The following is a 25,526-nucleotide window of genomic DNA, read 5'->3' as shown; positions in this document are numbered from 1 at the left end:
TGGCCGGTGTTTTTTTATCTTACCTGCTCAAACAGCAATATCATCGCGATCAGCACCATGATCCCTCCTGATGCCATGCTTACCAGACGCGCCGCCTGTGGCCGGGTCGCCAGTACCGCTTTCGAACCATACCCCACCAGCAGATAGACCAGCGTACAGGTGATAAGGTGCATCATCCCAAGCGTGGACATCTGCATTGCTATCGACCAGCTTCCGGTCGGGTCCGTAAACTGCGGAAGCAGGGCCAGGAACAGCAAAAACACTTTCGGGTTTAGGCCGCTAATGCAGAGCCCTTTCACCGCCCACTGTCGCCAGTTTCCCGCGTGGTGGCTCGCCTTTTCCGGGGCGGCAGGGTGACGCAACAGTCCGATGCCGAGCCACAGGAGATACGCGGCCCCCGCGAGGGTCAGCCCGGTTAACGCCAGCGGATGTTGAGCAATCACGACCCCCACGCCAGCCACGACAATGAGCGTGGCTAACAGATGCCCGGACATCAGCCCCAGCACCGCCGGTACCACGCGTCGTCCGTTAATCCCGGCGCTTATGGCGTAGGCCCAGTCGGCGCCTGGCGTCATGATGAGCAGAAACGAAACCACCCAAAAGCCGGCCACAATACTCATTTCCATCGTTCTGAAAACTCCCGCAGTGCGTTAAACGTTGCGAAAAAGAATATCGTTAACCCTGCGAAATAGGCTTTCAATGTTATGCTCATAACACGGTGAAATTGAGAAAATCTTCCACATGGATAGCATCGATCGAAAAATTCTTGCTGAGCTACAGTCTGATGGCCGCTTATCCCTGACCGAGCTGGCGGAAAGAGTGAATCTGAGCCTCTCGCCGTGCCATCGTCGCGTGCGGGCGCTGGAGCAAAGCGGGGCGATAACGGGATACCGTGCCAGCCTCGACCCCGCCAAAATGGGATTCAACTTCCTGGCGATAGTGTTTGCGACGCTGAAGGAGGGTGACAGAAAGGCGGTTAGCGCGTTTGAAGCGGCGGTGGAGGAGATCCCGCAGATCGTGCTGGCACAGCGCCTGTTTGGCGATCCCGATTATCTAATGCACGTCGTGACCCGCGACCTGTCCGCTTTCCAGAAACTCTACGACGAGAAGCTCTCCGCCATGCCCGGCGTGCAGCACCTTCGATCTACGCTTGTCATGAAAACGGTGGTGCAGGACAGGCCTTTTCCGCTGGAATCAGCTGGGCGAGACTGAGGGGCATGCCCGGCAGAACGCCGGGCATGCAGGGCGTTAGCCGACAAACATCACCGACACGCACAGCACCCCGACGATCAGCGTCAGCAGGTTGCCAATGGAACGGTACTGTTTCAGGGAGGGGATTAGATACGTCGACAGCGTCGGCATGATAAACAGGATCATGGCGATAAGCGGGCCGCTGATGGCGTAAATCATCGAAATGGCGTTCGGGTTAATGCAGCAGACGGCAAAGGTGATTAACGACACCCCCATAATGGAAATCGCGCGGTTAAAGGCGCGGCTCTTTTTCACCCCCACCTGACCGAGCGACGACTTCACGATCTCCGTCGCCCCTTCAATCACCCCAAAATAGGTGCCGAGGAAGGACTTCGACATCGCAATTATCGCCACGACAATCCCGGAAATTCCCAGCCATGCCGGTGATGAAGGCATCATCGACAGCGCGGACAGGATAGTCACCCCTTGCTCTTTGGCGGCCACAATGTACGACGGCGGAATTGAGAGCAGGCAGCTGAAGACAAAGAACAGCACGCTCAGGCAGATGATTAGGTACGCCACCTTCATGATCTTTTTACATTTATCCATGGCGCCATCGGCAAACTTCTCGCGACGGTCAACGGCAAACGTGGAGATAATTGGGGTATGGCTGAACGCAAACACCATCACCGGGATCGAAATCCAGACCTGGTGCAGCGTGTGGCGATCGACGGCCATCTGGCTGGTCAGCAGCGAGGGCTGCCAGCTGCCTATCAGATAGAGCGAGACAAACAGGAAATAGGCAATCAGCGGAAACACCAGAAAGCCCATCACTTTTATCGTGATGTGCCGTCCCATCAGGAAGATCAGATTCAGGACCAGCACCACGCCCAGGCTGACCAGCACGCGAACGGCGGTATCAACCGTCAGGTGTTTCGCCAGCTGCTCCGTGAGCGAGTTGGTGATGGCCACTGCATAAATCTGCACCACCACAAAGAAGGCGATGAAATAGAGCGTGGTAATCAGGTTGCCAATCTTCCTGCCGTAATAGTGCGAGACGGCGCCGGTGATCCCCTCGTTGCCTTTCGTTTTCGACGACAGAATAAATTGCGCCAGCGCTCTGTGCGGCCAGTAGGTTAAGGGGTAGGCCACGAGGGCGGTAATAAACAGGACAATTGCGCCTGCGGAGCCCAGCTGAATGGGCAGGAACAGCGTTCCTGCGCCCACGGCCGTGCCGTAGAGAGCGAAACTCCAGAGAGTCTCATCTTTTGACCAAATTTTCGACATTAGAGCAACGTTTCAACTATCAAACCATCGGAATGGAGTGCAATTTACCATAGTTATGCACCGAGAGCGCAGTTGCTTCGAAGGCGTTTGGCCGGAGCGGGCGTCCGGCCAGAAGGTGTTTAGCCTGCCAGGGCGCGCCGTTGCTGGCGACGCTTAAGAAATTTCTCGCGCAGCTTATCGTACGCCCAGTTATAGAACATGGTGTACGGCAGGAAGAACAGGAAGAAACCTATTTCCAGTGTGAATGCCTGCAGCAGGGTAACGCCCAGCACGGCGGCGACAATCGACACGCCAATCACAATAAACCCGCATTCAAACCCAAGCGCATGCAGCGCACGCACTTTTGCCGTACGTTTGACGCGCTGAACGGGCCAGAAGCGGTCGAAGCCGAAGTTATAAATAATGTTCCACAGCATGGCGGTGGTCGCCAGAACAATGGTCAACCCGCCCATTTCCACCACGGAACGCTGCATAAGCCACGCCGCAGTAGGGGCGAGGATCGCCGTCGCAATCCCTTCAAAACAGACAGCATGAAAGATCCGCTCCGGCAGTTTACGTTGGAGTGCATCCTGATGTTGCATAGCGATAGACCTCGTTAATTCGCCGGTATGGGCGTTGATGTGGCCTATTTTCATCGCTAAAGCTGATATATTAAAGATAGTATCCATCGCTAAAGTAGATAGGTTATGCGCTATTCACCCGAAGCCCTTAACGCGTTTGTTGAGACCGTTGCGGCAGGCTCTTTCTCTGCGGCCGCACGCCGGCTGCGCAAAAGCCAGTCGACGATCAGCACGTCCATTGCCAATCTTGAAGCCGATCTGGGCTTCGAGCTGTTTGACCGCTCTGCGCGCCAGCCGGTGTTGACGGCCCAGGGGGAACAGGTGCTGGGCTATGTGCAGGCTATTCTCGCCGCCAGCACGAGGCTGGACGAGCTGGCGGTGTCGCTATCGGCGCAAACGGAGGCGCGTCTGACGTTTGTCCTTTCCGATACCCTTAACCCGGACGTGCTGGAAGAGATGATGAAACAGTTTGACGCGCGCTTTCCCCATACGGAATTCGAATGTCTTATTGGCGAGGAGGAGGACGTGATCGATCTCCTGCAAAAGGAGCGCGCGCAGGTTGGCCTCACCGAGGCGCGAGACGGTTATCCTACGGATATCGGCGCTATCCGGCTGCCGATGCAGACCCGCATGGCGATCTATGTCGCGACCACGCATCCGCTCGCCGGACAACATGACGTTCAGCGTGACGAGCTGCACGGCTGGCGAGAGCTGCGGCTGAGCACCTATCTTGAGCGCGAGGCGGAGATTGCGCGCGGGCCCGTCTGGTCAGCCCCGAATTACCTGTTACTCTTGAGTATGGCGGTACAGGGATTTGGCTGGTGCGTGTTGCCGTGCGCGCTGGTGGATGAATTTGCCGCCGCGAAATCCCTGGTACAGCTCAATGTTCCCGGCTGGCCGCGGGCGATCGGCATCGATCTGCTGTGGAATAAACGATCCCCTCCCGGCATTGCCGGAAGCTGGCTGCGGCAGTATCTGCAGGATGCGCGCTGATCCTTGTGATTAATCTCACTATTTTTAAACAATTAAGATAATTGCCAGTAACAATCCTCTACTATCGTCATGTCATTTAACACAGAGGTCGTGATGAAAGATGTCGTAATAGTGGGTGCGTTGCGTACAGCTATCGGCTGTTTTCAGGGATCGCTCGCGCGTCACTCGGCGGTTGACCTGGGCAGCGTGGTGGTGAAAGCGCTGGTGGAACGTAGCGGGATCGCAGCACATGAAGTTGATGAGGTGATCCTGGGACAGGTTCTCACGGCCGGTGCCGGGCAAAACCCTGCGCGTCAGGCGGCGCTGAAGGGCGGGCTGCCCAATACCGTCTCTGCCATCACCATCAACGACGTCTGTGGTTCAGGATTAAAAGCGCTGCATCTCGCGACGCAGGCCATTCAGTGTGGTGAGGCGGACGTGATCATTGCTGGCGGACAAGAGAATATGAGCCGCGCGCCGCACGTGTTGACCGACAGCCGGACCGGCGCACAGCTGGGCAACAGTCAGCTGCTCGACAGCCTGGTGCATGACGGGCTGTGGGACGCATTCAACGATTATCATATGGGCGTGACGGCGGAAAATCTGGCGCGCGAGTACGGTATCAGCCGTGAGGTGCAGGATGCCTATGCGCTGAGCTCGCAGCAAAAAGCGCGTGCGGCGATCGATTCCGGTCGTTTTCGCGACGAAATTGTCCCGGTCAGCACGCAGCGTCAGAGCGGCGAGCATGTCGTCGTAGATACCGATGAACAGCCGCGCACTGACGCCAGTGCTGAAGGCCTGGCCAGGCTGAACCCCGCGTTTGAAATGCAGGGCTCAGTGACGGCAGGAAATGCCTCTTCCATTAACGACGGCGCTGCCGCCGTTATGATGATGAGCGAAAGCAAAGCTCTTGAGCTCGATCTCCCCGTCCTGGCCCGCATTAAGGCGTTCGCGAGCGTGGGGGTTGATCCTGCGTTAATGGGGATCGCACCGGTCTACGCGACCCGCCGCTGCCTGGAGCGTGCGGGGTGGCAGCTTTCGGATGTGGATCTGATCGAAGTGAACGAAGCTTATGCCGCGCAGGCGATCTCCGTCGGAAAAATGCTTGAGTGGGATCCGCTGCGGGTCAACGTTAACGGTGGGGCGATCGCGCTGGGTCATCCTATCGGGGCGTCCGGCTGCCGGATCCTGGTTTCGCTGGTCCACGAAATGAAAAAGCGCAATGCCCGCAAAGGGATTGCCACGCTTTGTATAGGCGGCGGGCAAGGGGTGGCGCTGGCCATCGAACGCTAAACTCTTCTTATTAAAAAACCTCCTCCGGGAGGTTTTTTTTCGCGCCCTTTTTCTCCTGGCGGCTTAATTGTGATCCGAACACCATTTCCGTTATAAACAAAAATTAAAATGAAACGTTGTTTTAAATTTCATTGAAAAGCCCACTTTATGCCGATAGTATGTGCTCATTATGAAAAACGGAACGCTGTTTCGTTTATTTCCGCCTTCGGGCATGACCACATCTGGAGGTTACCGTGGACGTCAGAGAAAGCATCCACAGCGCGCACGCCAAAACGCTGGATACTCAGGGGCTGCGCAATGCGTTTTTAGTCGAGCAGGTATTCGAGGCCGACAGGTACACCATGGTTTACAGCCATATCGACCGCATTATTGTGGGCGGAATTATGCCCGTCACGAAAACCGTCTCCGTTGGCGGCGAGGTCGGTAAACAGCTGGGCGTAAATTATTTCCTCGAACGTCGCGAGCTGGGGGTGATTAACATCGGCGGGCCGGGCACCATCACCGTAGACGGACAGTGCTATGAGATTGGCCATCGCGAGGCGCTGTACGTGGGTAAAGGGGCGAAAGACGTGGTCTTTGCCAGCATCGACGCCAGCAGGCCTGCGAAGTTCTACTACAACTGCGCGCCGGCCCACGCCACCTGTCCAACCAAAAAGGTGACCCCGGCAGACGTCGCACCCGTGACGCTGGGCGACAACCTCACCAGCAACCGCCGCACCATTAATAAATACTTCGTGCCGGACGTGCTGGAGACCTGCCAGCTCAGCATGGGGTTGACCGAACTTGCGCCGGGCAACCTGTGGAATACCATGCCGTGCCATACCCACGAGCGCCGCATGGAAGTCTACTTCTACTTCAACATGGATGAGGACGCCTGCGTGTTCCACATGATGGGGCAGCCGCAGGAAACGCGCCATATCGTGATGCACAACGAGCAGGCGGTGATTTCACCGAGCTGGTCTATTCACTCCGGCGTTGGGACAAAAGCCTACACCTTTATCTGGGGAATGGTGGGCGAAAACCAGGTCTTTGATGATATGGACCATGTTGCGGTCAGCGATCTGCGCTAGTCGCGGGCAGTGAAGCATAAACCTGCCTGTGAGTGACAGGCTCTGAAAGAGTAAGGAATAAACATGATTCTGGATGCATTCTCCCTGCAGGGGAAAGTGGCGGTGGTTTCCGGATGTGATACCGGGCTGGGTCAGGGGATGGCGTTAGGCCTGGCGGAAGCGGGCTGCGATATCGTCGGGATTAATATCGTTGAGCCTACAGAAACCATCGAGCGCGTGACGGCTCTGGGACGCCGTTTCCTGAGCCTGACCGCCGACCTGCGTAAAATCGATACCATTCCTGAACTGCTGGATCGCGCGGTAGCGGAATTCGGCCATATCGACATTCTGGTCAACAACGCCGGGCTGATTCGCCGTGAAGATGCGATCAACTTCAGCGAACGCGACTGGGACGACGTGATGGACCTGAACATCAAGAGCGTATTTTTCATGTCCCAGGCGGCGGCGAAGCATTTTATTGCGCAGGGGAACGGCGGCAAGATCGTGAATATTGCCTCTATGCTCTCGTTCCAGGGGGGAATCCGCGTGCCGTCTTACACCGCGTCCAAAAGCGCCGTGATGGGCGTGACCCGCCTGCTGGCAAACGAGTGGGCGAAACACAATATCAATGTGAATGCCATTGCGCCGGGTTACATGGCGACCAACAACACGCAGCAGCTGCGCGCAGACGAGCAGCGCAGCGCGGAAATACTTGAACGTATTCCGGCGGGGCGCTGGGGGCTGCCGGGCGATCTGATGGGGCCGGTAGTGTTTCTGGCCTCGTCGGCATCGGACTATATCAACGGCTACACCGTGGCGGTTGATGGCGGCTGGCTGGCGCGATAACCCGCATCGGGTCTGGACCTCTGCTTTCGGGCGGAGGTTTTTTTTGCTCAAAAAATTGTCAAAGTCCATATGGGTAAACACGAAAAATCCATACTAAAAAATCATGAACGACATTCATCACACTTTTAATTCTGAAAAATTAATGCATTAGTAAAATAACGTGATTATTAAGCGTTAGTTGAAATTGTAATGTCCATCACAGATCGCTATGTCGCAGCTAAATAATCCATATCTTCACCTTTTCCCACCTGACACTTTTCCTCGCTTTCTCGTAATTTCATTTAACGAATTTTGCTGTTGAGGCAGGAAAAATATGACATCGATAAATGACTCTACCCTAATGCCCGCTGCGCTGCGTGATACTCGCCGCATGAACCAGTTTGTCTCCATTGCCGCCGCCGTGGCGGGCCTGTTATTTGGACTGGATATCGGCGTTATTGCCGGCGCATTGCCCTTTATTACCGATCACTTTACCCTCAGCAGTCGCCTGCAGGAGTGGGTGGTGAGCAGCATGATGCTCGGTGCGGCCATCGGCGCGCTGTTCAACGGCTGGCTGTCGTTTCGTCTGGGGCGCAAATACAGCCTGATGGTCGGGGCAATTCTGTTCGTTGCCGGCTCCATTGGCTCGGCGTTTGCCGCTAACGTTGAAATCCTGCTGCTTTCCCGCGTGCTGCTGGGCGTGGCGGTGGGGATTGCGTCCTACACCGCGCCGCTTTATCTCTCCGAAATGGCGAGCGAAAACGTGCGCGGCAAGATGATCAGCATGTATCAGCTGATGGTCACGCTGGGTATTGTGCTGGCGTTTCTGTCTGACACCTACTTCAGCTACAGCGGCAACTGGCGCGCGATGCTTGGCGTGCTGGCGCTGCCAGCGGTGGTGCTGATTGTTTTAGTGATTTTCCTGCCGAACAGCCCGCGCTGGCTGGCGCAAAAAGGGCGCCACGTTGAGGCGGAAGAGGTGCTGCGCATGCTGCGCGATACCTCCGAAAAAGCCCGCGAAGAGCTGAACGAGATCCGCGAAAGCCTGAAGCTCAAGCAGGGGGGCTGGGCGCTGTTTAAAATCAACCGCAACGTGCGCCGGGCGGTCTTCCTCGGCATGCTGCTGCAGGCGATGCAGCAGTTCACCGGCATGAACATCATCATGTACTACGCTCCGCGGATTTTCAAAATGGCCGGGTTTACCACCACGGAACAGCAGATGATCGCGACCCTGGTGGTCGGGCTGACCTTCATGTTCGCCACCTTTATTGCCGTTTTCACCGTGGACAAGGCGGGCCGTAAACCTGCGCTGAAAATTGGCTTCAGCGTGATGGCGCTCGGCACGCTGATCCTGGGCTACTGCCTGATGCAGTTTGATAACGGTACGGCCTCAAGCGGACTTTCCTGGCTTTCTGTCGGGATGACCATGATGTGTATCGCAGGCTACGCGATGAGCGCCGCGCCGGTGGTCTGGATCCTGTGCTCCGAAATTCAGCCGCTCAAATGCCGTGACTTTGGCATCACCTGTTCCACGACCACCAACTGGGTATCGAACATGATCATCGGCGCGACGTTCCTGACGCTGCTGGACGCGATTGGCGCAGCGGGAACGTTCTGGCTCTATACCGTGCTGAACGTGGCGTTTATTGGCGTCACGTTCTGGCTGATCCCGGAAACCAAAGGTGTGACGCTGGAACACATCGAGCGCAAGCTGATGGCCGGAGAGAAACTGCGAAACATCGGCGTGTGATCGTATTGCCCGTTTACCTGGCCCAACGTATGCAGGGGATAACCAATGTTTGTTTAAAAGGCGCTGAATGCAGCGCCTTTTTTTATTGGCACCGGATGTGTTAAAAGAAGAAATCAACGAAAAGGAGGGATGATGAAAACGATCGGCCTGTTAGGTGGAATGAGCTGGGAATCGACAATCCCTTATTATCGCCTGATTAACGAAGGGGTGAAGCAGCGTTTGGGTGGTCTGCATTCCGCAAGCCTGCTCCTGCACAGCGTTGACTTTCATGAAATCGAAGCCTGCCAGTCGAGCGGCGAGTGGGATAAAGCCGGGGAGATCCTGGCCCAGGCGGCGCTTGGGCTGGAGCGTGCTGGCGCCGAGGGTATAGTGCTTTGTACCAATACCATGCACAAAGTGGCGTCGCATATTGAGGACCGCTGCTCGCTGCCGTTTTTGCATATTGCGGACGCGACCGGGCGTGTGATTGCGGCATCCGGGATGCGCCGCGTAGCGCTTTTGGGTACACGCTACACCATGGAGCAGGATTTTTATCGCGGACGTTTGCACAGCGAGTTTGGGATCGAGAGCCTGATCCCGGATGAAGACGACCGGGCGCGCATCAATCAGATTATCTTTGACGAGCTCTGCCTCGGTACCTTTAGCGAATCTTCCCGCGCGTATTACGTCAGCGTTATCGATAAACTCGCGCAGCAGGGGGCCGAAGGGGTGATTTTCGGCTGCACGGAAATTGGTTTGCTGGTCCCCGTAGCGCAAAGCCCGATTCCGGTATTCGATACCACCGCCATCCACGCTGCGGATGCCGTGGCGTTTATGCTGTCCTGAGCACCCGTTCTGGTTTACGTGTTGGCGGCGTCATAGGCGGATTGCGCCGCCACAATGGCATCAATATTATTTTCCACCCAGTGCGCCAGCACCGTCACCGTTTCGGTTAATGTCTGGCCAAGCGGTGTCAGGCTGTACTCGACTGTTACAGGTACCGTGGCGAATATCTTTCGCGACACCAGCCCATCACGTTCCAGCTTGCGTAAAGACTGGGTCAGCACCTTTTTGGTGATTCGCTGAATATCGCGTTGAAGATGACTAAAGCGCATCGGTCCCTTCTCCAGACGCGCAAGGATTAACAGTGCCCACTTATCGGCGATACGCGTCAGCACGCCGCGGGTCGGGCAGCGCTCATCGAACACGTTGTAAGGAGGCATCTCCTTTTTCAGAACTGCTGTATGGGTCATGGTGGTTCCCTCGAGGTAACCAGGTGAGGTAAAGGTGCCTTCTTACGCCCGTGAATGTTTGCGTGTATAAAACGACGTAAGGTTTCTATTTGATACCAGGGAACCGAAAATGGCAACGGGCTCGCAGAGCAATTTTAAAGTCGTCTTAATCGTTTGACTCACAAGGCAATATTGCATCAGGAGATCTATCATGAGCGTTGTAGTTATCTATTATTCTGGCTACGGCCATACCAAACGCGTTGCTGAAACTGTCGCCGAGGGCGCGCAGGCTGAGCTTATCGCCATTGACAGTAATGGCGATATTCAGGAAAGCGACTGGCAAAAACTCAACGATGCCAAAGCGATTATTTTTGGCGCGCCAACCTACATGGGAAGCGTACCGTGGCAGTTTAAGAAATTCGCTGACGCGACCTCTAAAGCCTGGTTCGTACGTAGCTGGCAGGACAAAGTGTTCGCGGGATTCAGCAACAGCGCCAGCCTGAACGGTGATAAGCAGGTATCGTTGCAATATCTGCAAACGCTAGCCTCTCAGCACGGTGGGATCTGGGTGAGCCTGGGGCTGCCGCCGTCAAATACTCTCGCGGCAACCCGTCAGGACATTAATAATCTGGGCGGTTCAGTAGGTTTGCTGGTGCAGTCTCCATCGGATGCTGATGCTGGCGCCATTGCCAGCGGCGATCTGCAAACTGCGGTTAAATTCGGCGAGCGTGTTGCGGCCATTGCGAAACGTTTTAACTGAGTTTTCAGACGCCCGCTGTTCAGCGGGGCGTCTGATTCAACATCTTATTTAGCTGGCCCGCCAACATACTTAGCGCTTCCTGCAGATGTTCGCTAAACGCCTCCACCAGCGCCGACGCCGGACGATGCAATGGGCGGATTAGGCTAACGGTAAAAGGAACTGAGACGCTAAACCGACGCACAACAATTCCACTTTCCGCATAATCCAGCGCCGTAAGCGGATTCACCACCGCGACGCCGATGCCCGCTCGCACCATCGCGCAAATTGAAGCCGCGCTGTGCGTTTCCACCACCATTCGCCGTTTGACCTGATGCTCGGCAAACAGGGTATCCAGCAGCTGTCTGTAGCTGTCGGTCTGCGACAGGCTAATGTAGTTTTCCCCGTGGAAGTCCTCTGGCGTGAGCACCGCCTTACCGGCAAGCCGATGCCCGGCGGGCAGAACGCACACTTCATCTAACGAAAGTAACTCCGTGCGCGCCGTGCCTGCTGGCGTTGAGAGGTTTTCGGTTAGGCCTAAATCATGGCGCTGAGCCGAAAGCCACTCTTCAAGCAGGGGAGATTCCTGAGGCACGATGGTGAGGCTGACCTCCGGGTATCGCGCCAGAAAGGGCTGCAGCAGCATCGGTAAAAAAGATTGCGAGAAGACGGGCAGGCAGACGATCGACAGCTCGCCCTGGCGAAACTCGCGCAGGCTTTCGGCTGCACTCACTATTCTGTCCAGCCCGTACCAGGAGCGCTGAACTTCCTCGAACAGGCGTAGTCCCTGCACCGTAGGGTGAAGCCTGCCCCGGGTGCGTTCGAACAGCTTCAGCCCCAGCACTTTCTCGAAGCGGGCCAGCTCGCGGCTCACCGTCGGCTGCGAGGTATGCAGCATCTGTGCGGCTTCGGTGAGATTGCCGGTGGTCATCACGGCGTGAAAAATCTCGATGTGGCGTAAATTGACGGCGGGCATAGGGCACCTGAAAGCAGAGAACTGTCCATATCATTTTTGCATAGACTCGCGATAAAACGATATTTTTTATTCTCTTTGCGCTGTGGCGTAATCATCAAAACGCATTTATCCGGAGAAGACCATGCCACGCCCGCTGAACCAGACTGATACCGATTTGAACGCCGACAACCTGCTGCGCCTGCCTGCCGAATTTGGCTGTCCGGTGTGGGTCTACGACGCGCAGATTGTCCGCGAGAAGATCGCCGCCCTGCATCAGTTTGACGTGGTGCGTTTTGCCCAGAAGGCCTGCTCCAATATCCATATTCTGCGCCTGATGCGTGAGCAGGGCGTGAAGGTCGACTCCGTCTCGCTTGGCGAAATCGAACGCGCGCTGGCGGCCGGATACGATCCGAAAGCTGACGGCGACGCGATCGTCTTTACCGCCGATGTGATCGACGACGCGACGCTGGCGCGCGTTCACGAGCTGCAGATCCCGGTGAATGCCGGTTCTGTGGATATGCTGGAGCAGCTGGGTCAGGTATCTCCCGGCCATCGCGTCTGGCTGCGGGTGAATCCGGGCTTTGGTCACGGCCACAGCCAAAAAACCAATACCGGCGGCGAAAATAGCAAGCACGGGATCTGGTATGCCGATATGCCTGCCGCGCTGGAGGTATTACAGCGCTACGGCCTGAAGCTGGTGGGTATTCATATGCATATTGGCTCTGGCGTGGATTACGGCCACCTGGAGCAGGTGTGCGGCGCGATGGTGCGCCAGGTTGTCGACTTCGGTCAGGATCTGGAGGCGATCTCTGCGGGCGGCGGTCTCTCCATTCCATATCGCGAAGGCGAAGAGGCGATCGATACCGATCACTATTACGGTCTGTGGAGCGCCGCGCGTGACCAAATCGCCGCGCATCTGGGCCATGCGGTGAAGCTGGAAATTGAGCCGGGTCGTTTCCTGGTGGCGGAAGCCGGCGTGCTGGTTTCGCAGGTGCGCAGCGTGAAAGAGATGGGGTCTCGCCACTTCGTCTTGATTGATGCAGGCTTTAACGATCTGATGCGTCCGTCCATGTATGGCAGCTATCACCACATTACCGCCCTGGCTGCTGACGGCCGTGATTTAACGCAGGCGCCGCGCGTTGAGACGGTCGTTGCGGGGCCGCTGTGCGAATCGGGCGACGTGTTTACCCAGCAGGAAGGCGGCAAAGTGGAAACCCGCGCGCTGCCAGAGGTCAAACCGGGCGATTATCTTGTGCTGCATGACACCGGTGCCTACGGGGCATCTATGTCATCTAACTACAACAGCCGTCCGCTGCTGCCGGAAGTGCTGTTTGATAACGGTAAAGCGCGGCTGATCCGCCGTCGCCAGACCATTCAGGAACTGCTGGCTTTAGAACTCATCTGATTAAAGTACGGTCCCGTTGTGACCGAATCGCGTAAGACCAGCGTGCCGGTAAACGGCGGGATGGCATCGACCGGCTGGTTTTTTGCCAGCCGGATCGCCTGATCGATGGCCGTGACAATCATATTGTCGATGGGCAGATAAACCGATGAGAGCGCAGGCTCCAGCCATTTCGCGCTTGGGGCATCGTCAAAGCCGAACAGTGAAATATCCTGCGGGATTTTAAGCCCCGCCTGGTGCAACGCTTTGGACGCACCCAGCGCCATATCGTCGTTACAGGCAAACAGGGCGCTAAACGGTACTCCGTCGGCAATCAATTCCTTGCAAAGCTCGTATCCCCGCGTCATTCCCGCATCGCCGTACTTTATCCGACGCTCGTCCAGACGGATACCATGCTTTTCCAGCGCCTTGCGATAGCCCATCAGCCGCGCTTTACCCGTGGGAGTGTGGATCGGGACGGTGATACAGGCGATCTCCCGATGGCCCTGGCCGATCAGATAATCCACGGCCTTGAATGCGGCATCCTGCTGTTCGAAGAACACGCAGCGATCCGGCGCCTGGCTCACTTCACGGTTAATGACCACCAGTGGCGTTTTCACGGTGTTCATCAGTTTGACGATCGCTTTTTCGCTCATGTAGCGCGTGTAAAGCACGATGGCATCGCACTGGCGATCGGCCAGCATCTGCACCGCCTGTTCTTCCTGTTCCGGCGCATCGTGACCGTCGGTGACGATCAGCTGTTTCCCGTGAGTTTCGGTCTGCCGCGACGCCTGCTGGAGAAGGCGGCCAAAATAAAAGCCGTCAAAGGTCGAGACGACCAGACCAATGCTGTTGCTGGTCTGGTTAGCCAGCGAGCGCGCGAGAAAGTTCGGGCGATAGCCCAGCTCTTCCATCGCAGCAAACACCTGCTGACGCGTACTCTCTTTTACCTGACCTGTGCCGTTCAGCACGCGCGATACCGTGGCCTTCGACACGCCCGCGCGCAGTGATACATCCAGCATTGTTGCCATTCTACATTCCTGCTTCCACGTAACGATCTGCAGTTTACCACAGAGCTTATGCCGTATAAGCGATGCGGGAAGCGCAAAAACTCTGCCACGATCACGCTTTTTGGTAACGATTCGTCCGGCCAGCCTGAAGTCAAACTCAATAGCCTGACTCTGGTAAGATAATCACCGAACCGGGCTGGAGCATCAGGCCAGTAAATACATGAGAAAATGCAGGTGAAACGTGAAAAAGATAGCCATCCTCCCGCTTTACCAGGCACCGCACTATGCGGAGCAGGTCACCGACTGGCTCTGGCAGGCCTTTGGCGAAGGGCTTTCTCGGGAATTTTTCCACAGTATTGTTGAGCACAGCCAGACACCGGGGGCATTACCGTTGACGTTTATTGCCCTTGAAGGCGAACAGCTTCTTGGCACGGTAGGGCTCTGGCGCTGCGATTTGATCACCCGACAGGATCTCTTTCCGTGGCTGGCGGCGCTGTACGTTGATGAGGCGGCGCGAGGTAAGGGGCTGGCGGGACAACTTCAGCAGCATGTTATCGCTTACGCAGCGCAGTCCGGGTATGAGGAGCTCCATCTCTGGTCTGCCTGCCGCGACTTCTACGAACGTTACGGCTGGCAGTACATCGGTGATGGTCTGGAATACCCCAACACGCGGGTTCACCTCTACCGTTATTCGCTCTGCGCTTCCGCAGGTGACGCAACGGAGTGACGGCGAACCAGCGTCGGGCTAAACAGATGCGTAATTTCCGGCGGCTGGCGCTGTTCAGCTAGCGCTAGCGCCAGCTCGGCGGCCTGCGTTGCCATGGTGATGATTGGGTAGCGCACGGTGGTCAGACGCGGGCGAACGTAGCGGGAGACCAGCACGTCGTCGAAGCCAATCAGCGAAATTTCTGCCGGTACCTCAATTCCGTTGTCATTCAACACCCCCATCGCCCCTGCGGCCATTGAGTCGTTATAGCTGGCAACCGCCGTGAAATTCCGTCCGCGACCCAGCAGCTCGGTCATGGCCTGTTCACCGCCGCTCTCATCCGGTTCACCGTAGGCCACCAGGCGGTCATTACACGGCAGCCCGTTTTCACGAAGGGCATCGTAGTAGCCCTGCAGGCGGTCCTCTGCATCAGAAATCGGATGATTTGAACAGAGATAGCCAATTCGGGTATGGCCCTGCTGAATAAGGTGCCGCGTTGCAAGCCAGGCACCGTAGCGGTCATCGAGGGCCACGCAGCGTTTTTCAAATCCGGGAATAATGCGGTTGATGATCACCATTCCGGGCATCTGCTTCATCAGGTGAATCAGCTCGGCGTCCGGGATCATTTTGGCGTGAACCACCAGCGCCGCGCAGCGGTGGCGGATCAGCTGTTCAATGGCCTGGCGTTCTTTTTGTTCATTATGATAGCCATTGCCGATCAGTAAAAAATTACCTGTCTGATAAGAAACCTGTTCAACCGCTTTAACCATGGCGCCGAAAAAGGGATCGGAAACATCACCCACCACCAGCCCAATGGTTTCGGTGGACTGCTGGGCGAGCGCGCGGGCATTGGCATTGGGATGATAGTTCAGGGATTCCATGGCATTTTGTACCGCCTGGCGCGATGCGTCACTGGCTTTTGGGGAGTCGTTAATCACGCGGGAGACGGTTGCCACCGACACGCCTGCCAGACGGGCCACATCCTTTATTGTCGCCATTCATTACCTTCTTATTGGGGGTAAGCGTTTACACACCAAATAGTGTTGCGGAAAAGCGGCGCGCATTCAAGGGGAGCGGATTTCCGCTCTCCACAAACGTGACGCAGGACAACCCTGGTGGTGTAATCGTTACACGCGCAGTCATGTCTGAAGAATGTCAATCTGAACCTTTGGTTACACTTTGCCTCAGGCTGTTGCGATTGTCCGATGGCGAGGATGTTAATGAGATTGATACAGTTGAGATCCCAGAGGTATTGATTGGTGAGAATTCTTAGTACGGTTTCGTACTCATCTCTTGCACCAACCTGCGCGGATGCGCAGGTTTTTTTTCGCCTCCACTTTTGCTGTCGCTCCCGTATCACTTCTCGTGTAATCTGCCACCATTTACTATCAACCCTCCACACTGGCTGGCAAAGGGAGTTGAGATGCTATTTGGGTTCTTCCGTACACTCTTCCGTATTCTTTTTCGCATCCGCGTTACTGGCGATGCCCAGGCGCTTCGCGGCGAACGCGTTCTTATCACGCCAAATCATGTTTCCTTTATAGACGGTATCCTGCTAGCGCTGTTTTTACCCGTGCGCCCGGTGTTTGCAGTCTATACCTCTATCAGCCAGCAGTGGTACATGCGCTGGCTCACGCCGCTGATTGATTTTGTGCCGCTCGACCCGACCAAGCCGATGATGATTAAGCATCTGGTGCGTCTGGTTGAGCAGGGGCGTCCGGTGGTTATTTTCCCTGAAGGGCGTATTTCAGTGACCGGTTCGCTGATGAAAATCTACGACGGCGCGGGGTTTGTTGCAGCGAAATCAAAAGCGACCGTGGTGCCGCTGCGCATTGAAGGCGCGGAGCTAACCCATTTCAGCCGCCTGAAGGGGCTGGTGAAGCAGCGTCTGTTCCCTAAAATAACCCTGCATATTCTGCCGCCAACGTCGTTACCGATGCCAGAAGCGCCGCGTGCCCGCGATCGCCGTAAAATCGCCGGGGAAATGCTGCACCAGATTATGATGGAAGCGCGCATGGCCGTGCGCCCGCGCGAAACGCTGTACGAATCTCTGCTATCCGCGCAGTACCGCTATGGCGCGAAGAAAAACTGCATCGAAGACATCAACTTTACCCCGGACACCTATCGCAAACTGCTGACCAAAACCCTGTTTGTGGGCCGTATTCTGGAGAAGTACAGCAAAAAAGGCGAAAAGATTGGCCTGATGCTGCCTAATGCGGGCATCAGCGCGGCGGTGATTTTCGGTGCGGTTTCCCGGGGCCGTATCCCGGCAATGATGAACTACACGGCGGGCGTGAAGGGGTTGACCAGCGCCATCACCGCAGCCCAGATTAATACCGTCTTTACCTCCCGACAGTTCCTGGACAAAGGCAAGCTCTGGCACCTTCCCGAGCAGCTCACCCAGGTGCGCTGGGTCTTCCTGGAGGATCTGAAAGCGGACGTGACCAGCGGCGACAAGCTGTGGATTTTTGCGCATCTGCTGGTGCCGCGTCTGGCCCAGGTCAAACAGCAGCCGGAAGATGACGCGATTATCCTCTTCACGTCGGGATCGGAGGGCAACCCGAAAGGCGTCGTCCACAGCCACAAGAGCATTCTGGCGAACGTTGAGCAGATCAAAAGCATCGCCGACTTTACCGCGAATGACCGCTTTATGTCGGCGCTGCCGCTTTTCCACTCCTTTGGCCTGACGGTGGGGCTGTTCACGCCGCTCCTGACCGGCGCAGAAGTGTTCCTCTACCCGAGCCCGCTGCATTACCGCATTGTGCCGGAGCTGGTCTATGACCGTAACTGCACCGTCCTGTTCGGAACCTCAACCTTCCTGGGCAACTATGCGCGTTTCGCCAATCCGTATGACTTCTATCGCGTGCGGTATGTGGTGGCCGGTGCGGAAAAACTGCAGGAGAGCACGCGCCAGATCTGGCAGGACAAGTTTGGCCTGCGCATTCTTGAAGGCTATGGCGTTACCGAGTGTGCGCCCGTGGTCTCGATTAACGTGCCGATGGCGGCGAAACCGGGTACGGTTGGCCGAATCCTGCCGGGAATGGATGCGCGTTTGCTGGCGGTGCCGGGCATTGAGGACGGTGGCCGTCTGCAGCTGAAAGGGCCAAACGTGATGAACGGTTATCTGCGCGTGGAAAATCCGGGCGTGCTGGAAGCGCCGACGGCGGAAAACGTCAACGGCGAGGTTGAAACCGGCTGGTACGACACCGGCGATATCGTCCGTTTCGATGAGCAGGGCTTTGTACAAATTCAGGGACGCGCGAAACGCTTCGCCAAAATCGCCGGTGAAATGGTCTCACTGGAAATGGTCGAACAGCTGGCAACGGCCGTGTCTGCGGATAAGATGCATGCTACGGTGGTGAAGAGTGATGCCAGCAAAGGCGAGGCGCTGGTGCTGTTTACGACCGACGCTGAACTTAAGCGCGACAGGTTACTGAGCTATGCGCGTGAACACGGTATCCCTGAACTGGCCGTGCCGCGCGACATTCGCTACCTGAAGCAGCTCCCGGTGCTGGGTAGCGGGAAGCCCGATTTCGTGACCCTGAAAGGCATGGTTGAAGAGGCGGAACAGCAAAATGCGTGAGTCAGTACACACTAACACCTCACTGCGTTCAAAAGGCATGATGGCGGTCATTGCCGCGCAGTTCCTCTCTGCGTTCGGTGATAATGCGCTGTTGTTCGCCACGCTGGCGCTGCTGAAAGCCGAGTTTTACCCCGACTGGAGTCAGCCGATCCTGCAGATGGTGTTTGTGGGCGCTTACATTATTTTTGCTCCGTTCGTAGGGCAGGTAGCGGACAGTTTCCCGAAAGGCCGGGTGATGATGTTTGCCAACGGTCTCAAGCTGCTGGGTGCCGCCAGCATTTGCTTTGGCTTCAATCCGTTTATTGGCTACACGCTGGTGGGCATTGGCGCTGCCGCCTACTCCCCGGCAAAGTATGGCATCCTCGGAGAGCTGACCACGGGCGATAAGCTGGTGAAAGCCAACGGCCTGATGGAGTCGTCAACCATTGCTGCTATTCTGCTCGGATCCGTCGCGGGCGGCGTACTGGCCGACTGGCATGTCCTGGCGGCACTGGGCATCTGCGCGGTGGTGTATGGCGGGGCGGTCGTGGCGAACCTCTTTATTCCGAAGCTGCCAGTGGCTCGCCCGGGGCAATCCTGGCGCTTCAAACCGATGACCGGCAGTTTCTTCAACGCGTGCCGCGTGCTGTGGCGTAACGGGGAAACTCGTTTCTCCCTGATGGGGACCAGTATGTTCTGGGGGGCGGGCGTCACGCTGCGCTTCCTGCTGGTCCTGTGGGTGCCGGTGGCGCTGGGCATTACGGACAATGCGACGCCGACCTATCTTAATGCGATGGTGGCCATCGGCATTGTGGTTGGGGCGGGTGCGGCGGCGAAGCTGGTGACGCTCGAGACGGTCGCACGCTGCATGCCCGCAGGGATCCTGATTGGCGTCGTGGTGCTTATCTTCTCGCTGCAGCATGCGTTATTGCCCGCGTATGTCCTCCTCATCCTGATTGGTATTCTGGGGGGCTTCTTCGTGGTGCCGCTGAACGCGTTGCTGCAGGAACGGGGTAAGCAGACCGTCGGGGCGGGAAATGCTATCGCGGTACAAAACCTGGGTGAAAACCTGGCAATGCTGTTAATGCTGGGGCTCTACTCGCTGGCGGTAAAAGTGGGTGTGCCGGTGGTGGGGATCGGCGTCGGGTTTGGTGGGCTGTTTGCGATTGCGATCGCGGGCTTGTGGATTTGGCAGCGTCGCCGTTGATAAGTGAGGCCTGATGTCCTCACCCCGACCTCTCCCGCAGGGAGAGGGGGCAACCCCTAAAACGGCAACCTGCGTTGCCGTTTTACTTTTATTACGGTGCCGGGTAAGTGTATACCTGATGCACCGCTTCAATCTCTGCTAACACGTCTTCACTCAGGTTCAGGTGGAAACTCTCAATATTGGTTTTCAGCTGTTCCATCGTGGTCGCGCCCAGCAGGGTGCTGGCAACAAACGGCTGACGACGCACGAAGGCCAGCGCCATCTGTGCAGGGTCAAGACCGTGACGCTTTGCGATATTCACATAGGCAGCAACGGCTTTCTGCGTCTGCTCACCGCTGTAGCGGGTGAAGCGGCTAAAGAGGGTGTTTCGCGCCCCCGCCGGCTTCGCGCCGTTCAGGTATTTCCCCGTCAGCGTGCCGAAGCCGAGACAGGAATAGGCGAGCAGTTCCACTTCTTCATACTGCGTCACTTCGGCCAGACCCACCTCATAGCTGCGGTTAAGCAAGCTGTACGGGTTCTGGATAGTCACAATACGCGGAAGATCGTGCTTATCCGCCAGGTGTAGATAGCGCATGACCCCAAAGGCCGTTTCGTTAGATACGCCAATGTAGCGGATTTTTCCCGCGCGCTGGCACTCGGTCAGCGCTTCCAGCGTTTCCAGCAGCGTCACGGCGGGGGCGCTCTCATTCCAGCTGTATCCGAGCTTGCCAAAGCAATTGGTTGGTCGCTGAGGCCAGTGCACCTGGTAGAGGTCGAGATAGTCGGTTTGCAGGCGCTTCAGGCTGGCATCCAGAGCGGCGCGGATATTCTTGCGATCGAGGATCTGGTTCGGACGGATCCCGGTATCGTTATTGCGCGCGGGGCCACTGACTTTTGAGGCAATCACCAGCTTTTCACGGTTGCCGCGCTTTGCCAACCAGTTACCGACGTAGGTTTCGGTAAGTCCCTGCGTTTCAGGGCGTGGCGGAACTGGGTACATCTCTGCAACATCAATCAGGTTAATGCCCTGGCTGACGGCGTAATCGAGTTGTGCATGGGCATCGGCTTCGCTGTTTTGTTCACCAAATGTCATCGTGCCCAACCCCAGTTGGCTTATTTCCAGAGCGCTGTGGGGGATACGGTGATAATGCATAGCCGGCTTCCTCAGTAGACTTATAGACCGCGTCAGGGCGTGCCCGACAAAGGAATATAAACATGGCAGAGGGGAAGCAAAAGGGGAAGAAAAAAATCAAAAAGGCCAGCAAGCGACTGACCTCTCTCTGATTATCGCTCGATAATTTGCGATACTTCGTCGCGATTGATCTGCATTTTATTGCCTTCCTGGTCGCGGTAGCTGACCAGACCGGTATCATCGTCGACTTCGGGTTTGCCATCGGTCAGGATCATTCGACCATCTTTTGTCGCCATGACGTAATCGCTGCTACAGCCCGATACGGCAAACGCTAAACCGACTGCTGACACTAATACTGCCCATTTTTTCATCGTTATCGTCCTCATCTGGCTTGTATCAAATCATAATCTAGTATTAACCCGATAAGGCGACTTGAGGAAGCGGTAAAATCTTAAAAAGCAGTCGATTATGTTTGAGAGCTCGCAAAATAAGTAAAAAACTATGTTTTTAACAGGAAATGACGTGCCAGGAGTGCGCCGGTGAAATTCTTTTTGAGATAAAAACCGCGCGGCAACGTCAGTATCGGTTCACCCTGCGCGCCGATTGCCTCGGTAAGTGCTTTACTGTTGGCCGCTTTCGGACGCAGCTGTAACACTTCTCCGTGTCGGGCGGTGATGCGCTCTACCTGCCCAAGCACAATCATGTCCATCAGCTCTTCCCAGTCCAGGCGCAGCTGATGCTCTTCATCCTCGTCCGGGCTCCAGAGCAGCGGTGCGCCAACGCGACGGTCAGCCAGGGGGATCTGACGCTCACCTTCAACCGGTACCCATAATACGCGCTTCAGCTTGTGGCGAACGTGACTGGTTTCCCACGTCACGCCGGTATTGCCGGTTAATGGCGCAACGCAGACAAAGGTGGTCTCAAGCGGCTTGCCCTGGCTGTCTACAGGGATAGTTTTTAACTCCACGCCAAGTGCAGCAAAATCCTGCTCAGGTTTGCTCCCTGCGCTGGCACCCAGCCATAGTTCAAGCAGCATGCCGATCCAGCCTTTATCCCGCTTAAGATCCTTCGGGATCTTAAGCCCTGCTATTGCCGCCAGCTCGCCAAGCGAAAAGCCTGCAAGACGCTGTGCCTGCTGTAGCAACTGGCCCTCGCTGGACGGCGGTGAGAGCAAGGGTGTAAGCGGATGCATGATGGTAACCTTTTGATTAAAAAATAAACGAAGAAATTGTCCCCTGTGGATAGAGTTTAACTATTTCTGTACGAATATTCCATGTGCATGATTTATATGTTTTTTTACTGGTTTGAAATCGTTTCACCAGAGTCGGAAAACGGGTTGTTCAAATCTGGTCACTGACAATGAACAGGATCTTACACCATGTTATCCACAGAAAAATGGGATAACTGGGCATAACCCTGACTACTGTTTCAATTTACAGCCTTGACGTGCGTGGAAAATCGAAATTTCAAACAAATTGTGACTAACTTATTGGCACAATCTGTGGATAAAACCGACGCTGTTCGATCTTTCATCAGCACGATGATCCCTGACGTGACGATCGTCACGCTATTCTGTTTTGTGTTCATGGAAATACATTTAACTATATGAAAATAATTGCATTATTGAATTAAGCTAAAAAAGGGGGGACGGCATTGTTTGAGGTTGTTCATTGGTAATTAGACACTTCTTCACAACTATATCCACAGAAAAGGTGAATAAAATTCCTTTTAATGGCTCTCATCTGTTTATAACTCAGCACTTATTTGTGAGTTATTCAAATGTTATTAGGCTGCAGCCCTGTAAGAGAGTGGTTTACCGCCTCCCTGTAGTGTGAAACAATCATTCATATATAAGGTTTAGTTTGGGGTAGTCCGGTGATTGATGACGATGGCTACCGCCCGAACGTAGGAATAGTAATTTGTAATCGTCAGGGCCAGGTAATGTGGGCCCGGCGATATGGTCAGCACTCCTGGCAGTTCCCGCAAGGCGGGATCAATCCGGGAGAGTCCCCAGAACAAGCGATGTACCGGGAGCTTTTTGAAGAGGTCGGTTTGAGCCGGAAAGATGTTCGCATCCTGGCTTCGACCCGCAACTGGTTGCGTTACAAGTTACCGAAACGTTTGGTGCGTTGGGACACAAAGCCGGTTTGTATCGGCCAGAAACAGAAGTGGTTTCTGTTGCAGTTGGTGGGCAACGATTCAGACATCAATATGCAAACCAGCAGTACGCCGGAGTTCGATGGCTGGCGCTGGGTGAGCTATTGGTATCCTGTTCGTCAGGTCGTGTCATTTAAACGCGATGTTTACCGTAGGGTGATGAAAGAGTTTGCAAGTGTGGTCATGCAGCTTCAGGAGATCCCGCCTAAGCCGCAGAGCGCACCTGCCTGGCGACGTAAAAGAGGTTAAGCTACGCAAATCATGCTCACCCGCTTGCGAGAAATAGTCGAGAAGGTGGCCAGCGCTCCGCGTCTGAACGAGGCGCTGAATATTCTGGTCACCGACATCTGTCTTGCGATGGAGACCGAGGTCTGTTCGGTGTATCTGGCCGACCACGATCGGCGCTGCTATTACCTGATGGCGACCCGTGGTTTGAAGAAGCCACGTGGACGCACCGTAACGCTCGCATTTGATGAGGGTATCGTCGGTCTGGTTGGGCGGCTGGCTGAACCCATCAACCTTGCTGACGCGCAAAAACACCCCAGCTTTAAATACATTCCTTCCGTAAAAGAAGAGCGCTTCCGCGCTTTCCTTGGCGTACCGATTATCCAGCGTCGCCAGCTGCTCGGCGTACTGGTCGTCCAGCAGCGTGAGCTACGTCAGTATGACGAAAGCGAGGAGTCTTTCCTCGTCACGCTGGCCACGCAGATGGCGGCGATCCTCTCCCAGTCTCAGCTTGCCGCGCTCTTTGGCCAGTATCGCCATACGCGCATTCGTGCCCTTCCGGCATCGCCAGGCGTAGCGATTGCTGAAGGCTGGATGGACGCCACGCTGCCGTTAATGGAGCAGGTTTACGAAGCCTCAACGCTTGATGAAGCGCTTGAGCGCGAGCGTCTTACCGCCGCGCTGGAAGAGGCGGCGAATGAATTTCGTCGTTACAGCAAGCGTTTTGCCGCAGGTGCGCAAAAAGAGACGGCGGCCATTTTCGACCTCTATTCGCACCTGCTTTCCGATGCGCGTCTGCGTCGTGAGCTTTTTGCTGAAGTGGATAAAGGCTCGGTCGCGGAGTGGGCCGTTAAGAAGGTTATCGAGAAATTTGCCGACCAATTTGCGGCATTGACCGACGGTTACCTGAAAGAGCGGGCTGGAGATCTCCGGGCCCTGGGACAACGTCTGCTGTTCCATCTTGATGACACCATTCAGGGGCCGAATGCCTGGCCTCAACGGTTTGTTCTGGTCGCCGATGAACTGTCGGCAACCACGCTGGCTGAACTGCCGCAGGACAGGCTGGCCGGTGTCGTGGTGCGCGATGGTGCCGCCAACTCACACGCCGCCATTATGGTGCGCGCGCTGGGTATCCCTACCGTTATGGGGGCGGACATTCAGCCGTCGGTACTGCACCGACGTACGCTGGTGGTCGACGGCTATCGCGGTGAGCTGCTGGTCGATCCTGAGCCGGTTCTGCTCCAGGAATACCAGCGTCTTATCAGCGAAGAGAATGAATTAAGCAAGCTGGCGGAAGATGACGTCAACCTGCCCGCACAGCTTAAGAGCGGCGAGCGTATCAAAGTCATGCTCAACGCCGGTTTAAGCCCTGAGCATGAAGAAAAGCTGGGCAGCCGCATCGACGGCATTGGCCTATACCGTACTGAAATCCCGTTCATGCTGCAGAGCGGTTTCCCCTCCGAAGAGGAGCAGGTGGCGCAGTATCAGGGGATGCTGCAGATGTTTAACGACAAACCTGTCACCCTGCGAACCCTGGATGTCGGCGCGGATAAACAGCTCCCCTACATGCCGATCAGCGAAGAAAACCCGTGCCTGGGCTGGCGTGGGATCCGCATTACGCTCGATCAGCCGGAGATCTTCCTGATCCAGGTGCGCGCGATGCTGCGCGCCAACGCGGCGACGGGCAATCTCAGCATCCTGCTGCCGATGGTCACCAGCATTGATGAGATAGACGAGTCGCGGCGGCTGATCGAACGTGCCGGGCGTGAAGTGGAAGAGATGATCGGCTATGCGATCCCGAAACCGCGGATCGGCGTGATGCTTGAAGTGCCGTCTATGGTCTTTATGCTGCCGCAGCTGGCAAGTCGTGTTGATTTTATCTCTGTCGGCACGAACGACCTGACGCAATATATTCTGGCCGTCGACCGCAACAATACCCGCGTCGCCAGTATCTACGACAGCCTGCATCCGGCGATCATTCGCGCGTTAGCGATGATTGCCCGTGAAGCGGAGCAGTACGGCATTGATTTACGCCTGTGCGGTGAAATGGCCGGGGATTCCATGTGCGTTGCGATCCTGATTGGTCTGGGATACCGCCATCTGTCGATGAACGGTCGCGCTGTCGCCCGCGTGAAATACCTGCTGCGACATATCGACATCAATGATGCTCGCGAACTCGCAGAACGCAGCCTTGAGGCGCAGCTGGCTGCTGAGGTCCGTCACCAGGTCGCGGCGTTTATGGAACGACGCGGTATGGGCGGCCTAATCCGCGGCGGCCGCTAATCGTCTTTCTCCCTCTCCCGGTGGGAGAGGGCACCAGCGGGCATAACACCCTATA

The 25,526-nt window shown here is 56.0% G+C and carries 24 protein-coding genes; 14 read left to right on the top strand and 10 right to left on the bottom strand.

Translation table 11 applies throughout. The features are described 5' to 3' along the window. Window positions 1–14 precede the first annotated feature (14 nt). Window positions 15–626: a LysE family translocator gene (locus AB3N39_RS17040; RefSeq protein WP_127732236.1), complete on the bottom strand. Its 612-nt coding sequence runs from the start codon at window positions 624–626 to the stop codon at window positions 15–17. 115 nt (window positions 627–741) lie between these two features. Between AB3N39_RS17040 and AB3N39_RS17035 the strand changes: the two genes are divergently transcribed. Then, window positions 742–1,212: an Lrp/AsnC family transcriptional regulator gene (locus AB3N39_RS17035; protein WP_023309067.1), complete on the top strand. Its 471-nt coding sequence runs from the start codon at window positions 742–744 to the stop codon at window positions 1,210–1,212. A 36-nt stretch (window positions 1,213–1,248) separates the two neighbouring features. Here AB3N39_RS17035 and AB3N39_RS17030 read toward each other — a convergent pair whose 3' ends face one another. Then, a complete protein-coding gene (locus AB3N39_RS17030; RefSeq protein WP_248175247.1) occupies window positions 1,249–2,478 on the bottom strand; it encodes an amino acid permease in 1,230 nt (409 codons plus the stop codon). A gap of 119 nt (window positions 2,479–2,597) precedes the next feature. After that, window positions 2,598–3,059 carry a multidrug/biocide efflux PACE transporter gene (locus AB3N39_RS17025; protein WP_325814281.1) on the bottom strand — a complete coding sequence of 154 codons (462 nt, stop codon included), beginning with the start codon at window positions 3,057–3,059 and terminating at the stop codon, window positions 2,598–2,600. A gap of 105 nt (window positions 3,060–3,164) precedes the next feature. On the opposite strand from AB3N39_RS17025, the gene AB3N39_RS17020 reads away from it, so the two are divergent. From AB3N39_RS17020 to AB3N39_RS16995, 6 genes are all read left to right on the top strand, one after another. Then, the gene (locus AB3N39_RS17020) at window positions 3,165–4,031 is read left to right on the top strand and encodes a LysR family transcriptional regulator (RefSeq protein WP_111966097.1); all 867 of its coding nucleotides are present in this window, start codon (window positions 3,165–3,167) and stop codon (window positions 4,029–4,031) included. A gap of 93 nt (window positions 4,032–4,124) precedes the next feature. Then, a complete protein-coding gene (locus tag AB3N39_RS17015; protein ID WP_111966096.1) occupies window positions 4,125–5,303 on the top strand; it encodes an acetyl-CoA C-acetyltransferase in 1,179 nt (392 codons plus the stop codon). 233 nt (window positions 5,304–5,536) lie between these two features. After that, entirely contained in the window at window positions 5,537–6,373 is an 837-nt protein-coding gene (gene kduI, locus AB3N39_RS17010; RefSeq protein ID WP_115876212.1) for a 5-dehydro-4-deoxy-D-glucuronate isomerase, read from the top strand. Between the two features lie 63 nt (window positions 6,374–6,436). Continuing rightward, the gene (gene kduD / locus AB3N39_RS17005; RefSeq protein ID WP_136195110.1) at window positions 6,437–7,198 is read left to right on the top strand and encodes a 2-dehydro-3-deoxy-D-gluconate 5-dehydrogenase KduD; all 762 of its coding nucleotides are present in this window, start codon (window positions 6,437–6,439) and stop codon (window positions 7,196–7,198) included. Window positions 7,199–7,511: 313 nt separating this feature from the next. After that, window positions 7,512–8,927: a sugar porter family MFS transporter gene (locus AB3N39_RS17000; RefSeq protein ID WP_136195111.1), complete on the top strand. Its 1,416-nt coding sequence runs from the start codon at window positions 7,512–7,514 to the stop codon at window positions 8,925–8,927. A gap of 132 nt (window positions 8,928–9,059) precedes the next feature. After that, on the top strand, window positions 9,060–9,752 hold the full coding sequence (locus AB3N39_RS16995) for an aspartate/glutamate racemase (protein WP_115876209.1): 693 nt from the start codon (window positions 9,060–9,062) through the stop codon (window positions 9,750–9,752). Between the two features lie 14 nt (window positions 9,753–9,766). Here the strand turns inward: AB3N39_RS16995 and AB3N39_RS16990 are convergent, their stop codons facing one another. Next, window positions 9,767–10,159 carry a helix-turn-helix domain-containing protein gene (locus tag AB3N39_RS16990; RefSeq protein ID WP_111966092.1) on the bottom strand — a complete coding sequence of 131 codons (393 nt, stop codon included), beginning with the start codon at window positions 10,157–10,159 and terminating at the stop codon, window positions 9,767–9,769. A gap of 187 nt (window positions 10,160–10,346) precedes the next feature. Between AB3N39_RS16990 and AB3N39_RS16985 the strand changes: the two genes are divergently transcribed. Continuing rightward, complete coding sequence (locus AB3N39_RS16985; protein ID WP_173647440.1) at window positions 10,347–10,898, top strand: flavodoxin family protein; 552 nt, start codon at window positions 10,347–10,349, stop codon at window positions 10,896–10,898. Window positions 10,899–10,917: 19 nt separating this feature from the next. Here the strand turns inward: AB3N39_RS16985 and AB3N39_RS16980 are convergent, their stop codons facing one another. Then, window positions 10,918–11,850 (bottom strand): LysR family transcriptional regulator, encoded by a 933-nt coding sequence (locus tag AB3N39_RS16980; protein ID WP_325814279.1) that lies wholly within the window; start codon window positions 11,848–11,850, stop codon window positions 10,918–10,920. Between the two features lie 121 nt (window positions 11,851–11,971). On the opposite strand from AB3N39_RS16980, the gene lysA reads away from it, so the two are divergent. Continuing rightward, on the top strand, window positions 11,972–13,234 hold the full coding sequence (lysA, locus tag AB3N39_RS16975) for a diaminopimelate decarboxylase (RefSeq protein WP_115876207.1): 1,263 nt from the start codon (window positions 11,972–11,974) through the stop codon (window positions 13,232–13,234). Here lysA and AB3N39_RS16970 read toward each other — a convergent pair. After that, entirely contained in the window at window positions 13,204–14,241 is a 1,038-nt protein-coding gene (locus AB3N39_RS16970) for a LacI family DNA-binding transcriptional regulator (RefSeq protein WP_111966089.1), read from the bottom strand. The genes lysA and AB3N39_RS16970 overlap by 31 nt on opposite strands. A gap of 229 nt (window positions 14,242–14,470) precedes the next feature. On the opposite strand from AB3N39_RS16970, the gene AB3N39_RS16965 reads away from it, so the two are divergent. Then, window positions 14,471–14,947, top strand: a complete 477-nt coding sequence (locus AB3N39_RS16965; protein ID WP_133295459.1) for a GNAT family N-acetyltransferase — start codon at window positions 14,471–14,473, stop codon at window positions 14,945–14,947. Here AB3N39_RS16965 and galR read toward each other — a convergent pair. After that, window positions 14,908–15,924 (bottom strand): HTH-type transcriptional regulator GalR, encoded by a 1,017-nt coding sequence (gene galR, locus AB3N39_RS16960; RefSeq protein WP_127732218.1) that lies wholly within the window; start codon window positions 15,922–15,924, stop codon window positions 14,908–14,910. The genes AB3N39_RS16965 and galR overlap by 40 nt on opposite strands. A gap of 425 nt (window positions 15,925–16,349) precedes the next feature. Between galR and aas the strand changes: the two genes are divergently transcribed. Together aas and lplT are read left to right on the top strand one after the other, a co-directional pair. After that, window positions 16,350–18,509, top strand: a complete 2,160-nt coding sequence (gene aas, locus AB3N39_RS16955; protein WP_367896912.1) for a bifunctional acyl-ACP--phospholipid O-acyltransferase/long-chain-fatty-acid--ACP ligase — start codon at window positions 16,350–16,352, stop codon at window positions 18,507–18,509. Then, a complete protein-coding gene (gene lplT / locus AB3N39_RS16950; RefSeq protein WP_111966085.1) occupies window positions 18,502–19,695 on the top strand; it encodes a lysophospholipid transporter LplT in 1,194 nt (397 codons plus the stop codon). The genes aas and lplT overlap by 8 nt, the downstream gene beginning before the upstream one ends. 91 nt (window positions 19,696–19,786) lie before the next feature. On the opposite strand, the gene AB3N39_RS16945 is transcribed toward lplT, so the two are convergent. The 3 genes from AB3N39_RS16945 to mutH all read right to left on the bottom strand — a co-directional run bounded on the left by AB3N39_RS16945 (window position 19,787) and on the right by mutH (window position 21,998). Next, window positions 19,787–20,827 (bottom strand): NADP(H)-dependent aldo-keto reductase, encoded by a 1,041-nt coding sequence (locus AB3N39_RS16945; RefSeq protein ID WP_133295085.1) that lies wholly within the window; start codon window positions 20,825–20,827, stop codon window positions 19,787–19,789. A 131-nt stretch (window positions 20,828–20,958) separates the two neighbouring features. After that, a complete protein-coding gene (locus AB3N39_RS16940) occupies window positions 20,959–21,177 on the bottom strand; it encodes a YgdI/YgdR family lipoprotein (RefSeq protein WP_008499668.1) in 219 nt (72 codons plus the stop codon). 128 nt (window positions 21,178–21,305) lie between these two features. Continuing rightward, on the bottom strand, window positions 21,306–21,998 hold the full coding sequence (mutH, locus tag AB3N39_RS16935) for a DNA mismatch repair endonuclease MutH (protein ID WP_133295084.1): 693 nt from the start codon (window positions 21,996–21,998) through the stop codon (window positions 21,306–21,308). Between the two features lie 683 nt (window positions 21,999–22,681). Between mutH and rppH the strand changes: the two genes are divergently transcribed. Both rppH and ptsP read left to right on the top strand, forming a co-directional pair. After that, the gene (gene rppH, locus AB3N39_RS16930) at window positions 22,682–23,212 is read left to right on the top strand and encodes an RNA pyrophosphohydrolase (RefSeq protein WP_013098553.1); all 531 of its coding nucleotides are present in this window, start codon (window positions 22,682–22,684) and stop codon (window positions 23,210–23,212) included. 12 nt (window positions 23,213–23,224) lie between these two features. After that, entirely contained in the window at window positions 23,225–25,471 is a 2,247-nt protein-coding gene (ptsP, locus tag AB3N39_RS16925; protein WP_111966082.1) for a phosphoenolpyruvate--protein phosphotransferase, read from the top strand. The last annotated feature ends 55 nt before the right edge of the window (window positions 25,472–25,526 follow it).

The sequence above is a fragment of the Enterobacter vonholyi genome, assembly GCF_040834095.1.
In the GTDB taxonomy this organism is placed as follows: Bacteria; Pseudomonadota; Gammaproteobacteria; order Enterobacterales; family Enterobacteriaceae; genus Enterobacter; species Enterobacter vonholyi.
The sequence above is the reverse complement of the archived record's forward strand: the minus strand, read 5'-3'. Positions and strand labels throughout refer to the sequence as shown.